The organism is Emticicia sp. MM, assembly GCF_001649495.1.
Genome location: NZ_LXHX01000039.1, coordinates 1 through 13,654, shown reverse-complemented (window position 1 = coordinate 13,654; position 13,654 = coordinate 1). Strand labels below are relative to the sequence as shown.

At 35.1% G+C, this 13,654-nt stretch carries 10 protein-coding genes; 5 read left to right on the top strand and 5 right to left on the bottom strand.

Annotated elements, in window-relative coordinates; all coding sequences use genetic code 11:
* Positions 1 to 386: 386 nt before the first annotated feature.
* Positions 387 to 1,292, bottom strand: coding sequence for an aldose 1-epimerase family protein (locus A6M55_RS05615; RefSeq protein ID WP_082892935.1), 906 nt, complete (start codon positions 1,290 to 1,292; stop codon positions 387 to 389).
* A gap of 43 nt (positions 1,293 to 1,335) precedes the next feature.
* The gene (radA, locus tag A6M55_RS05610; RefSeq protein WP_015030361.1) at positions 1,336 to 2,715 is read right to left on the bottom strand and encodes a DNA repair protein RadA; all 1,380 of its coding nucleotides are present in this window, start codon (positions 2,713 to 2,715) and stop codon (positions 1,336 to 1,338) included.
* Positions 2,716 to 2,924: 209 nt separating this feature from the next.
* Here radA and A6M55_RS05605 point away from each other — a divergent pair, with 209 nt between their 5' ends.
* The 3 genes from A6M55_RS05605 (at position 2,925) to A6M55_RS05595 (ending at position 5,074) form a co-directional block, all read left to right on the top strand.
* Positions 2,925 to 3,530 (top strand): outer membrane beta-barrel protein, encoded by a 606-nt coding sequence (locus tag A6M55_RS05605; RefSeq protein WP_015030360.1) that lies wholly within the window; start codon positions 2,925 to 2,927, stop codon positions 3,528 to 3,530.
* A gap of 97 nt (positions 3,531 to 3,627) precedes the next feature.
* Complete coding sequence (locus tag A6M55_RS05600; protein ID WP_064196850.1) at positions 3,628 to 4,524, top strand: DUF6454 family protein; 897 nt, start codon at positions 3,628 to 3,630, stop codon at positions 4,522 to 4,524.
* Positions 4,525 to 4,570: 46 nt separating this feature from the next.
* The gene (locus A6M55_RS05595; protein WP_064196849.1) at positions 4,571 to 5,074 is read left to right on the top strand and encodes a hypothetical protein; all 504 of its coding nucleotides are present in this window, start codon (positions 4,571 to 4,573) and stop codon (positions 5,072 to 5,074) included.
* Positions 5,075 to 5,334: 260 nt separating this feature from the next.
* Here the strand turns inward: A6M55_RS05595 and A6M55_RS05590 are convergent, their stop codons facing one another.
* The gene (locus A6M55_RS05590) at positions 5,335 to 8,679 is read right to left on the bottom strand and encodes a ThuA domain-containing protein (protein ID WP_064196852.1); all 3,345 of its coding nucleotides are present in this window, start codon (positions 8,677 to 8,679) and stop codon (positions 5,335 to 5,337) included.
* 313 nt (positions 8,680 to 8,992) lie between these two features.
* Here A6M55_RS05590 and A6M55_RS05585 point away from each other — a divergent pair, with 313 nt between their 5' ends.
* Positions 8,993 to 10,228, top strand: a complete 1,236-nt coding sequence (locus A6M55_RS05585; protein WP_064196848.1) for a BamA/TamA family outer membrane protein — start codon at positions 8,993 to 8,995, stop codon at positions 10,226 to 10,228.
* Here the strand turns inward: A6M55_RS05585 and A6M55_RS05580 are convergent.
* Together A6M55_RS05580 and A6M55_RS05575 are read right to left on the bottom strand one after the other, a co-directional pair.
* Positions 10,225 to 10,773, bottom strand: coding sequence for a CoA pyrophosphatase (locus tag A6M55_RS05580; RefSeq protein WP_156510988.1), 549 nt, complete (start codon positions 10,771 to 10,773; stop codon positions 10,225 to 10,227). The genes A6M55_RS05585 and A6M55_RS05580 overlap by 4 nt on opposite strands.
* 197 nt (positions 10,774 to 10,970) lie before the next feature.
* Positions 10,971 to 12,551, bottom strand: a complete 1,581-nt coding sequence (locus A6M55_RS05575) for an NAD(P)/FAD-dependent oxidoreductase (RefSeq protein ID WP_064196847.1) — start codon at positions 12,549 to 12,551, stop codon at positions 10,971 to 10,973.
* A 199-nt stretch (positions 12,552 to 12,750) separates the two neighbouring features.
* Here A6M55_RS05575 and A6M55_RS17295 point away from each other — a divergent pair.
* Positions 12,751 to 13,654, top strand: a 904-nt coding sequence (locus A6M55_RS17295) for a 4Fe-4S binding protein (protein ID WP_156510987.1), incomplete at its 3' end; no start/stop codon positions are given.

Here is a 13,654-nt window from a genome sequence, read left to right as displayed (position 1 = left end):
GTGGATTTAGTAGCGGGAAAGGCTGGAGTTATTTACTCCAGTCCTTTTTTTTTATATTCATTGCATATTTTTTAAATTTTAATGCAACCTTATCTTCAAAATCTTAGTCTAATATATATATTCTAGATAGAGATTATTATAGTTTTTTCATAAAAGTTGTGTGGATTCAATTATAGAAAGGCTGGGCATATTGACCCAGTCTTTTTTTATTTAAAAAAATCTTGAAAAAAAATATTGCAGAAGTTTGCATTAATTATTTGCAAAAACGGTGTTACGAAATAAAACTCAAGTCAGCTTTTGAGCCATTTTGTTTATAAATGAATAAAATCACTCAAACATCTAATCTTAGAAAAATACAAAATTGACAAAATCAAAAGTCCTGATAATCAATTAATTTTAACTGCCCAAGCTCGTTCAAAAACCTCACCCGCAGGTAAAAAATTAATCCCCTCTTTTTCAGTAATATTTTGTGAGTGACTAACAGAATCGGCTATTCCACACCACGGTTCGATACACACAAAATCAGCATTTTTAGCTGCCCAAATACCTAAATACGGAAAACCAGCAAAATCAAACCGAAGAGAGCGGCTACTATTTTCTGATTTTAAGGTTACTGAAGTTGAATTCAATTGTTTGAACACAAGAGCATCTTGGTGAAATAACTCTTTAGTGAGCGGTAATTTATTACTTTCATTAACTACAATCTCATCTTCTATTTCTGTTACTCCCAAAAGAGCTACTGGCTCTTCTAATATTAGCCCTTTTTCGGTCAAAGGCCAACGCATGAAAGCCTCATCTGTTTCAAATTCTAAATGAAAATCATCGTAGTTTAAACCTTTTTCGAGGGGCACATTAAATGCTGGATGTCCACCAATTGAAAAATACATATCTTTTTCACCAACATTAGTTACGTGATAAGTAACACTTAAAAGATTGGCATATAATTCATATACCAGACGTAATTCAAATTTAAAAGGATAAACTTTTAGAGTTTCCTCATTAGAACGAAGCAAAAAGCTAATGCCATCATCCCAATGGTCTTCAACTTCAAATTCATAGTCACGGGCGAAACCGTGGCGAGGTAATGAATATTCCTTATCTTCAAAAAAATAGGTATTATCTTTTAGTCCTCCAACAATAGGAAACAAGACTGGAGACGATTTCCCCCAAAATTCGGGGTCTGCTCCCCAAACATAATCAATCTCATGCTGCTTATTATATATACTAAATAATTCAGCTCCTTTGGGGTCGATTCCTACTTCTAAATATTCGTTTTCTATGTAATACATCATTCCAATTCGATTTCAATTATCAGTAATTTTTTTTTAAGTTTTATTATCCAAATAGTTCACTAAATACTTCTTCAAGTTTGGTTGCCGCAAAAATCTGAATTTTGTACTGATTAAGGTCTATTCCTTTTAAATTATACTTTGAAACAAATATTTTTTTAAACCCTAATTTCTCAGCTTCTGAAATACGATTTTCAATTCGATTTACGGCCCTTATTTCGCCACCTAAACCCACTTCAGCAGCAAAACAACAAGAGCTTGGTACGCTAATATCTTCATAAGATGAAACTATTGAAACACAAATGGCAAGGTCAATGGCTGGGTCTTCTACTTTTAAGCCACCAGCAATATTCAAAAACACATCTTGAGTACCGAGTCTAAATCCCCCTCTTTTTTCAAGAACCGCAAGAAGCATTTGTGTTCGACGACTATCAAAACCATTGCTAGTTCTTTGGGGAGTACCATAAGTAGCAACACTCACTAAGGATTGAATTTCTATCAAAAGTGGTCGGTTTCCTTCAAGCATAGCCGCAATCGTAATTCCGCTCAAATCTTCTTCACGTTGTGAAATCAAAATTTCTGATGGATTGCTCACTTGTCTAAGGCCTGTCCCTTGCATTTCATAAATACCCAATTCAGAAGTACTTCCAAAGCGATTTTTGGTAGTTCTGAGAATACGGTAAGTCATGTGGCGGTCACCCTCGAATTGTAAAACTGTATCAACCATGTGTTCCAAAACTTTGGGTCCTGCCAATGAACCGTCTTTAGTAATATGCCCAATCATAATTACGGGCGTATCAGACTCTTTCGAGAACTTCATCAATTCAGCCGTACATTCTTTTACTTGAGAGACACTTCCAGCCCCTGATTCTATTAAAGGCGAAGCTAAAGTTTGTATGGAGTCAATAACCACAATATCAGGTTCAGTCAACTCTATTTGACGAAAAATATTATCAGTTGAAGTTTCATTCAAAATATAGCAACGTTCATTCACATACTGCATTCTTTCAGCACGCATCTTAATTTGTTGTTCACTTTCTTCACCCGAAACATAGAGAATGGTGTAATCTTTTAAACTTAAAGCAATTTGAAGCATCAGAGTTGATTTACCTATTCCCGGCTCCCCTCCTATTAATACGAGTGAGCCAGGCACAATTCCTCCACCCAATACTCGATTCAGTTCATCATCTTCAGTAATAATTCTATAACGTTCTTGAGTAGTGATTTCAGTAAGCGTTTTAGGCTTATTGACCGTTCGTTGTGCATTTGAGCCTGTGAATTTCCAATTACCTTTTTCGGGTTCAGATTTAGCCAAAACTTCTTCAATCATAGTATTCCATTCGCCACAAGAAGTACATCTTCCTAAATATTTTGGAGAACTGAAACCACAACTTTGACAGAAATATGCTGTTTTTACTTTTGCCATTATCTATTTTCAAAAAAAAACGTCAAAACTGTTAATCATTCGTTAATAAGATACGAATTTGCAAATAATCTACGTTAATTCCTCGAAACGACTTCAGATAATCGTTTCTCACTTATAATGGCACGATTTTTTAGCTGAATATTCCTGTAGATTTTATGATTCAAACTTTATTTTTTTCTACGTTTACTAATATTTTAACAAAAACTAACATGAAAAAAATCGCGGTTATTACTCTTTTCTCTTTGTTTGGCCTGTTTACAAATACTTTTGCTCAGAAGAATTTTCAATTAGGAATAAAAGGAGGAGTTACTTTTAATCAGATTTATACTGATGCAGGCTCGTTTGGGAAAAACATTTCTCAAAGTTATGATACCAAAACTGGCTATGTAGCAGGTATTTGGACACGTTTTGGTGACAAAGTTTATCTACAACCAGAAGTACTATTAGCACAAAAAGGTGGCACAATTGATATTCAAGGACAAAAATTGAAATTTTCATACAATAACCTAGATGTGCCAGTTTTAGTTGGATTTAAGTTTTTAAGAATTTTTAGAATTAATGCGGGCCCAGTTGCTTCGTTTAAACTTTCAGAAGACCAAAAACTAAAAGATGCTCTCAAAGATTTAACTTCTAACGATGAAACTCTTAAAAACGCTGCGTTGGGGTATCAACTGGGAGTTGGTGTTAAACTTCTTGGAATTAATTTTGACCTTAGAAAAGTTGGTAGCTTATCAGAAGTTTCTGCCTTGAATTTAAGCAATAATCAATTCAAAGATAAAGGTTGGCAATTTACGGTTGGTTTCAAGATTTTGTAATTATTGATAAAATATTGAATTGAAAAATCTCTCCTACCAGAGGGATTTTTCTTTTTATATACCGCTAATGTCTATATTTGTTAAAATCAAGAAATGTATGCGGCTATTTCTAACTTTCTCACTTTTTTTACTGAATATTATTTTTTCACAAGCTCAGCTTATTGAAAAAGTAAAGAAACTTACTCCCAATACAGTTTGGACTCAAATAAGCTCCGTTCAGCTAAAATTTCCCACCTATCATCCACAAGGAATGGTCAAAGTAGGTGACTATTATTTTATGAGTTCGGTAGAAGTAATACAAAAACCTATTAATGGAGGAACTGGGGAAGGTAAAGGTCATTTATTCAAATTTGATGGTAATGGAAATTTAATTACCAAAATTACACTTGGCGAAGGTAGTATTTACCACCCGGGAGGTATAGACTTTGATGGTAAATTCATTTGGATTCCAGTGGCCGAATATCGACCTAATAGCCAATCTATTATTTATAAAGTTGATGCACAAACTCTTCAAATAACTGAGGTTTTAAGAGCTAAAGACCACATTGGTGCTATTGTATATGATGCTGAAAACAAGAAAATTCATGGAGCAAGTTGGGGGTCAAGAAATTTTTATGAATGGGAGCTAAAATCATCTAATAAGCATTTACAAGCCAATATTATACATGAGAATATTCGCGTAAAAAATCCATCTTTTTATATTGATTACCAAGATTGCCATTACCTCGGTCAACATCAAATGCTATGTTCTGGTTTTCAAAAATATGCACAACCGAATGGCTCAATAGTAAGATTAGGCGGTTTTGAAATAATAAATTTGGTTGATAAACGACCTATTTTTCAAGTTCCAATCAAATTATGGTCGCCAACAGGTTTAGCAATAACCAATAATCCATTTTGGGTTGAACAAAATAGTGAAGGTATCAAAGCATATTTTGTTCCTGACGATGATGAAGCTTCTATTTTGTTTATATATGTGGCTAAAATTGAGTAGTTTAACTCTACTTAAATCATTTACACTTGCTTGAATTAGACTAAATATGACACTACGAGAACTATTCCAACAGATTGGCGAAAATCCGAATTTTTTACTTTTTTATTTCTTAATTATTCCGTCCTCAGCTGCTATTGCAGGAATTTTAGGAAAAGACGAAGATCATCTTTCACCATGGAAATATTTGTATGCTACACTTATATACTTGGTAAGTATTCCAGGTATTTTTGCTGTTGCTCTCAATGCCTATTTTTTTCTCTTTCAAAGAGGCGATGTGATGCAAACCGATGTCTATTTGCAGATTTTACCAATAATTGTCATGGTTTTAACCATTTTTCTCATTCGTAGAAATGTGGATTTATCGCTTGTACCTGGCTTTGATAAAATTTCAGGCTTATGGTTTATGCTTTTTACTACCATGCTGCTCATGTGGTTACTGGAAAAAATCCATATTGTTGTATTCTCTTACTTACCTTTTCAATACTTATTGGTTGTATTTGCAGTGCTATTTGCTTTGATTTATTTAGGGTGGAGAAGATTTATAAGATAAATTTATGATGAAAACATGAGGCATCACAAATTTAGTTAGAGAAATGATTTATTACTACGGTCTGTTTTAACTGACGAATATTTATACATAACAAAAATGACTTTAGTCAAACTTAACATTAGACTAAAGTCATTTTTTGAATTAATACATCTCCAAAACAGATGGAGCTTCCCAAATGGCAATGAATCGCCTTCTTGTAAATAAGACTATTGAGTCTTATTTAATTTCGAGATAATTCATATTTCAGTAATCAAAACAAATTACTTATTCTGAAAATCAATTGTACTTACACCAAAAAGTGGTTTTCCTTCTGATTTTGGATTTTTGAATACAAAGTAAAGATTTTGCTGACCACTTGTGTTCAAACTGATTTTTAAAGGAGCCATATTAGATTCAGAAACTTCTTTTTCAGCCAATAAAGTACCCGTTGGAGAACCAACACGAACCTCTAATTTACCACCAACACTTTGTCCTTTCTGTGAAACTGCTCCAATAGATAGCGTTTTCACACCTGTTAAATCAATATTCTTGAACGCAAAATAACTTCCATCTTCATTGGCAACTGCAATTTCGCCACCTAATGCCTCAACATTAAATTTACTTATAGCTTTAGCCTCATCGAATGCAATTGCACGAACTTTCGAGCTTCTCAAAGCTACTGATTCAGAAGTAGTGAGTGGACCTACTTCCTTACCACCTTTATCTGTATAAGTTGCTTGAATAATGTAAGCCCCCTCTTTTTTACCTTTATGAGCAGCAGTCTCATACATTCCTTTCACTGGTTGCGAAGCCTTCTTAGTATCATTCAATGATAATATATAATCAACCATATCACGAGCATCTGACAATGAAATTTGAGGGTGAGCTGCCATAGCTTGTTCGCCCCAAACACCACCACCACCTTTAATTACCTTTTCGGCTAATTGGTTAATGATAGTTTGTCCACGACGATATTTTTTAGCAACATCAATATATGCGGGTCCAATTGATTTCTTTTCGACAGAGTGGCAAGCCTTACAATCGCTCAGGTCGATTAATCTTTTACCCGCTGCAAAGTTCATATTTTCTTTATGTCCTTGCTCAATCATGGTTTTATCATAACCTTCCAAATAATTGATATTTACCACTACATCACTCGCATCAATACCTTTGTCAATTGAGCCATCTTCTTTATCCGACACATTTACTTCGTAATCAATCTTTTGTTCATCAAAGAAGAATGTCTTATTACTTTTCACTGCAATATTTACTTTCGGCTCAGCATTTCCTACCTTAACACGAACAGATTGCATTCCCTTGTTGCCAACAGCATCTGTTACCGTCAATACTACCTCATATTCGCCTGGTTTTGTGAAAGTAAACTTAGGATTTGCTTGTGTGCTTACAGGTAAGCCTTTTCCAAAGTTCCAAGAATATTTTAGAGCATCTTTGTCATAATCTAAAGTACCTTCCGATGAAAATGTTACGGTAAGCGGAGCCGCACCAGCTTTTTTGTCGGCTTTAGCAAAAACCAAAGGTTTACGGTTACCCGCATTATACTCAATTACAGAAAGCGTAGCTTCTTCGTTTTGAGCAAACCAATTCATACCATAATCTAATACAAATAAACGTCCATCCTTAGAGAAAGCCATATCCATAGGGTGGTAGAACTTTGTATTAGGCATAAAACGCTCCATTCCAGTATAATTACCATCTTTATCCATGCTTACTAAATAAATCCAATCACGCATCCACTCATAAGCAAAGAATTTACCATCAAAATAACTTGGGAATTTTTTGGGATTATTGTCATAATCGCCTGAGTAATACACGGGTCCAGCCATTGGATTACAGCCACCTTTTCCAAACTCAGGATATAATTTAGAATCTCCATATCCATAATAAATCCACGCTTTTTGTGCTTCTGGCAACTCTTTTAATCCAGTATTATGTGGAGAATCATTAATTGGCTTTGCTGGGTCATATTTCTCACCAGATTCTTTTGTTTCAAAATTATAGTGATTATATGCAAAGTTAGGGCCTGTAAAAATTGGCCAACCATAGAAACCTGGTTTACGAGCTTGATTAAATTCTACGATACCTTCAGGACCACGTTTATCATTTCCTTTACCAGCATCAGGGCCCACATCACCCCAATATAAATAGCCCGAACGCTTATCTACTGCAATACGATATGGATTTCGCATTCCCATTGCATAAATTTCTGGACGAGTCTTTTCTTTACCTACTGGGAATAAATTACCAGCCGGAATTTTGTAGCTTCCATCATTCTGAGGCGTAATTCTTAAAACTTTACCACGTAAATCGTTTGTATTTCCCGAAGAACGAAGAGCATCCCAACCATCGCGGCCATCACGGAAATCTATTGGAGCATAACCATCAGAAGCAAACGGATTGGTATCATCACCAGTTGATAAGAATAAGTTACCAGTTGCATCCCAGTCAATAGAACCACCAGTATGACAACACTCATTTCTTTTAACTTCAACTCTTAATACTACTTTTTCCGAAGAGAAAACAACGGTATCTTTTTGGTTGTCATACTCAAACCTTGAAAGAAAATTATCTTTTGTAACTTCGCGTGTATCATTTGGTGTGTAATAGAAATAAACCCAATTATTTTGTGAGAAATTTGGGTCAACTCCAACTCCCATCAATCCATATTCAAACTTTGTATAAACGGGCATTTGACCAACAACTTTTACCTTTTTTGTAGTTGGATTCCAAACTTTTATTGCTCCTTTACGTTCAACAAAAATAACTTTACCATTTGGCATCACGGCCAATTCGGTAGGTTCATCAAGGTTATTAATCAAAGTAGTTCTTTCAAAACGATTTTCTTCTGGAGCTCTTTGTGACTTAGCTTTTGTATAATCAAGTTTCTCAGCTAACACCCATTTCAAACCTTGCCAAAAATGCTCCATCATGAGCGGTTCGCTAAAAGTTTCAGGTGTGTGTCCATAGTTAGAATAAAAAGCCTTTCCCCCATCATATTCGTGGTACCAAGCCATTGGGTGGAAATCTCCCATTTTACCCATTTCATAACTACTTTCATCTACTCTAACTATAAATTTCAGAATATCTTTTTTCAAAGATTTAAAATCATAAAACTCATCTTTACGCTCAAAAGTATCAGGAAAATGAGCAGAAGCAGGAAATGATTTATCAAGTGTAATCATTTTACCATTCTGAACATTTGATACTCTACCGCCCGGATGACTCGCAAAATACCCACCCATTAACTCATTGTACCAAGGCCAGTTATATTCGGTATCAGAAGCGGCATGGATTCCAACATACCCTCCGCCTGCTTGAATATATCGCTCAAAATCAGCTTGTTGAGCAGGATTCAAGACATCACCAGTTGTACTTAACCAAACAACTGCACTGTACTTTTTCAGATTTTCTTCATTAAACTTACGAGCGTCAGTAGTTGTGTCAATAATAATACCTTGTTTTTTACCTAATTCAAGAAAAAACTGATTACCTTCTTTGATTGAATTGTGGTGAAAACCTCTTGTTAGGGAAAAGACTAAAACTCGTTTCTGAGCCTGTACTCCTATTACACCCAAGAGAAGTGCAAAGAGCATGATTACTTTTTTCATTTGAAATGATGTAGGTTGAGGGTTAAAATTAATTATCGTAGTTTGTTGCAACGAAAAACTATTTTTAACTGTTTTAACTAAATAGTTTTTAATTAAACAAAGATAAAGAAAAAAAGATTGAATAATTGTCAATTATACACTAAATCAAAATTTTAATTTACAGAAAATTAAAAATGGATTAATACACAATTATTTGTATGTTTTTGCGTAAAGATATTACTAATACACTTATCGAGCGTTTAATGCCATGAAATTGAGCACGAACCTCACGCATCATTGATGTTTAATCAAATAGTTGCGTTTCTTCGTTAAAATGAGATATTTTCACCCAATATTATTTTTATTCCTATTTTTTTCTGCAAACCAACATTTGTGTTTTGCTCAAAATGACTCAATAGGTGAAGCCAAAGTTGACTCCACAAACAATTTAATCAAGCAAGTTGATGCAAAAGATATAATTAAAGCTGTATTTGCAAAAGAAAATGCGTTACCAACACCTGCACAAAGTAAAGTCAAATCTAAGAGTACGTTTGCTATTCTCCCTTCTTTCAATTACTCAATCGTAACAGGATTTATGGGTGGAGCTAACACTGTTAACATTTTCAGAGTTAGCCCAAAAGCAGAAACTAAACCATCGAGTATTCGGACATTCACTAATTACTCTCAATACAAACAGCTTATTTCAATTTTGAATACCAATATCTGGACTAAGGGGAATAAGTTGAATCTACTTGGTGATATTAGGTTTTATAAATTCCCATCTACAACTTTTGGTTTAGGAGGGAATACCACTCTCGACGATGCCAACATGGTTGATTATAAGCATTTTAGAATATATCAGGTTGCATTGAAGAAAATATCTCCAAAGTTTGATATTGGTATAGGGTATCACCTCGATTTCCACTGGAAAATCAAAGAAACTAATGAAAACGAAGGTCTTAGAACTGATTTGAAAACATACGGTTTTGGCCCAAAATCAACTTCGTCTGGCTTATCATTTAACTTACAGCATGATAGCAGAGATAATAGTACAAATTCTACCAATGGTAATTATGCCAATTTCCAATATCGCTACAATAGTACGCTTTTGGGTAGTAACCAAAACTGGCAATCTGTTATCCTTGATTTTCGAAAATACATTCGTTTTCCACAAAACTCTGAGAATATTTTAGCACTTTGGAGTTACGATTGGATTTCGTTTGGTGGAGATGCCCCTTACTTCGATTTACCAAGTATCGGTTGGGATGCTTATTATAATACGGGACGTGGTTATCCAATTGGAAGATTTAGAGGAAAAACTCTGCTATATTTTGAAACAGAGTACCGTTTTTCTATTACAAAAAATGGACTTTTGAGAGGAGTTGTTTTTGGAAATACACAAAGTGTTCATAATTATCCTGATGGAGGTATGAGTAAAATCATTCCGGGTGGAGGTGGTGGAATTAGAATAAAATGGAACAAAATCAGCAACACGACAATTGCCTTTGACTACGGTATTGGTATTGGCGGTTCGAAGGGTTTTGTATTCAATATCAATGAAGTATTTTAATCTTTCAGAATTTCGATTAACTCAGCAATCATTAAAGCGGTGGCTCCCCAAACAATTTGGTCTTGAATAACAAAACAAGGCGTTTCAAGTGTATTTCCACGAGTTTCAACTGTTCTAATCTGAACAATTGAAGGGTCGAGTAATTCAGAAATTGAAACTTCAAAAATATCAGCCACTTCTCTTTCATCAGGATAAAAGTCTGGGCGATAAGGCATATAACCAACCACGGGCTGGCAAAACATATTTGAAGGAGGAATGAATAATTCTGTCAGATTCCTAACAACTTTTACATCCGTAGCCTTAATTCCAATTTCTTCTTGAGCTTCACGTAGAGCAGTTGCTTGAATATCTCTATCATTCGCCTCCACTCTACCTCCCGGAAAAGCCATTTGGCCACCATGAACACCATCATACTGGGGGCGTAAAATTAAAGGAAGAAATATCTCTTCACCCTTTGGGTAAAACATCATTAATACCGCACTTCTACGTGTACTTCCGTTTGGCTCGACTTTTACTCGCAGACGATAAGGAGACATTCTTTTCATTATCTCCTCATGTCCGGGAAGCTTATTCTCGGCTAATCGTTTACTAAGTGTATTTATAAATTCAACAAAATTCACGATAATTCTCTAAGCTAAGTCTATATTGAGCAATAAAGTAAGTTAATATTTCAGAAATTAAACTTATAATTACTCAGTTTGATGGAAACAATTGTCTTTGCAATATAAAAATTTATTTTGTTTTAACCATATATTCTCACAAGTTGTTCGGCACAGCGTTCACCATCCATGGCAGCCGATACTATTCCACCCGCGTATCCCGCACCTTCACCACAAGGAAACAAACGTTTTAATTGTAAATGCTCTAATGATTCCTTTTCACGAGGTATTCTAACTGGTGATGATGTTCGGCTTTCTATACCTATCAACTGAGCATTATTGGTTACATATCCTTTCATTTTTTTACCAAATTCTCGAACTCCATCTTGTAATGGACGAGCAAGAATATCTGGTAAAACTTCAGTCATATCCATCGAAACTAATCCCGGTTGATAAGAAGTAGGAAGTAATTCTCGAGAAACTTTATTATTCAAAAAATCATTCAGTCGTTGTGCTGGAGCAAATTGTGAAACCGCAACCTTGTGTGCACTAGCTGCTAATTGCCAAGCTTTTCGCTCGACCTCTTTCTGTAGTTCTAAACCTGCTAATGGCCCTAAATGTTTGTATTTTTGCCAATCTACTTCATTTATTGCTACTACTACACCCGAATTTGCATATTTAGAGTCTCGACGCGATGGAGACATTCCGTTTACTACCAGTTCTCCCTCAGCGGTTGCGGCTGGAACAATGAATCCACCCGGACACATACAAAAACTAAAAACACCACGTTGGATATTTTTGTAGTAAGTCTGTGCAACCAAGCTATATGAAGCCGCAGGTAAGAGGCCACGCTCTTGACGATGATACTGATGTTGGTCTATCAAACTTTGCTGATGTTCAATCCTCACACCCATCGCAAAGGGTTTTGCTTCAATTAAAATACTTTTTTTATGAAGTAATTCAAAAATATCACGGGCAGAATGACCTGTTGCTAAAATAACTCCTATTCCGTGAATTTCTTTGCCATCAGAAGTAACTACTCCTTTCATTTCGCCATTAGCGAGTATAAAGTCAATTACTTTTGTATCAAAAAGAACTTCACCGCCGGCTTTCAAAATACTTTCACGTAAATCAGCAACCACATAAGGGAGTTTATTTGTACCAATGTGAGGATGTGAATCAAACAAAATTTCAGGAGTTGAACCATGAGCGACTAATATTTCTAATATTCTTCGAACATCACCTCGCTTTTTAGAACGCGTATAAAGTTTCCCATCAGAGTAAGTTCCAGCCCCTCCTTCTCCAAAACAATAATTTGACTCAGGATTTACTTTGTGGTCTTTATTAATTGCAGCTAAATCACGACGGCGAGCTCGTACATCTTTTCCTCTTTCTATTACGATGGGCTTTATGCCTAATTCTATTAATCTCAAAGCAGCAAATAAACCAGCTGGCCCCGCACCCACTATCACTGCTTGTGGCTTATTAGTGACATCGGGGTATTCCTTTTTAAAATTCATCAGCGGAGGAGGTGCTTCTCCGAGATAAACTTCTATATCAAGATTGATTTTTACTTGTCCTTTCCGTGCATCTATTGATTGACGAACTTTTCGAAAAGTAAAGTTTTCAACGTTTTTGAGTTGATTTGATTGAAGATATTGATGTAAAACTACATCGACAAGAGCGACTTCCGGCTCTAAGATAAGATTCAGTGTTTGTTGCATTGTAGAAAGGTTTTTATCCTCTAAAATTCTTTGCAAAGTTAAACATTATACTTTAATTTGATTTAAAGTATTATTCAAAATACCTAAAATTAGATATTGGCTTAAACTTTGATTAAAAATTAATTGTTTAACATACTAATAAGATAGACTATTGATTTATCTTTGCAAGATTCATAAAAACACGCGTATCAATCACTGAATGTCCGCTTATTTTAAAAATATTAGTCGAGGAATTCGAACAACTGTTAAAGGTATGAGCCTTACGCTTCGCCATTTATGGCAAGCTCGCAACAGTCGCCAGCCATTTGCTGTAGAAAACTCAAATTACTTCGATTTGAAAACTGGTATCGTAACTCTCCAATACCCTCATCAAACATTACCTGTGCCTGACAATGGCCGCTATCAACTTGATTGTGAAATTGATGATTGTATTGTTTGCGACAAATGTGCCAAAATATGCCCAGTTGATTGCATTGAAATTGAACCTATCAAATCAGCAGAAATTATCAATTACGCATCTGATGGCTCTCCGATTAGACTTTATGCAGCTAAGTTTGACATAGATATGGCCAAATGCTGTTTTTGTGGCCTTTGTACAAGTGTTTGCCCGACTGAATGTCTTACGATGACAAATGAGTATGATTTCAGTGTATTTGATATTTCTCAAATGAATTTTCAATTTTCTAATCTCACAGAAGAGCAAGCAGATGCCAAACGCAAACTTTATGAGCAATATTTGGAAGAAAAAGAAGCACTAAAAAAAGCACCACAAGCGAAGCAAGAAACTAAAGAAAGTACCGAAGGAGAAGCTCCAAAAGCAAAAGTTAGCTTTAAACCAGCATTCAAAACTACTCCAAAGCCTACCGTAGAAGATAAAGAAACTGAGAATTCAAGAAAAGCAAAGCAGGAATTTGATAAAGTTATTCCGAATGCAATACAAAACACAGAAGATAAGACGCAGGAAAATAATCAGGAAACCCCTAAGCCTAAACCTGCTTTTAAACCTTCATTCAAACCGGTTACTAAATCTACTGAGCAAGTAGAGCAAAAAACAGAAAATAAAACTTCGGAAAATATCGATGAAACACCTAAGCCTAAACCTG

What these genes read in the sequence shown, in the direction of transcription:
- radA (WP_015030361.1), bottom strand. Translation starts at nt 2,715, where the DNA reads ATGGCAAAAGTAAAAACAGCATATTTCTGTCAAAGTTGTGGTTTCAGT.
- A6M55_RS05575 (WP_064196847.1), bottom strand. Translation starts at nt 12,551, where the DNA reads ATGCAACAAACACTGAATCTTATCTTAGAGCCGGAAGTCGCTCTTGTC.
- A6M55_RS05605 (WP_015030360.1), top strand. Translation starts at nt 2,925, where the DNA reads ATGAAAAAAATCGCGGTTATTACTCTTTTCTCTTTGTTTGGCCTGTTT.
- A6M55_RS05590 (WP_064196852.1), bottom strand. Translation starts at nt 8,679, where the DNA reads ATGAAAAAAGTAATCATGCTCTTTGCACTTCTCTTGGGTGTAATAGGA.
- A6M55_RS05615 (WP_082892935.1), bottom strand. Translation starts at nt 1,292, where the DNA reads ATGATGTATTACATAGAAAACGAATATTTAGAAGTAGGAATCGACCCC.
- A6M55_RS05595 (WP_064196849.1), top strand. Translation starts at nt 4,571, where the DNA reads ATGACACTACGAGAACTATTCCAACAGATTGGCGAAAATCCGAATTTT.
- A6M55_RS05585 (WP_064196848.1), top strand. Translation starts at nt 8,993, where the DNA reads ATGAGATATTTTCACCCAATATTATTTTTATTCCTATTTTTTTCTGCA.
- A6M55_RS05580 (WP_156510988.1), bottom strand. Translation starts at nt 10,773, where the DNA reads ATGAAAAGAATGTCTCCTTATCGTCTGCGAGTAAAAGTCGAGCCAAAC.
- A6M55_RS05600 (WP_064196850.1), top strand. Translation starts at nt 3,628, where the DNA reads ATGCGGCTATTTCTAACTTTCTCACTTTTTTTACTGAATATTATTTTT.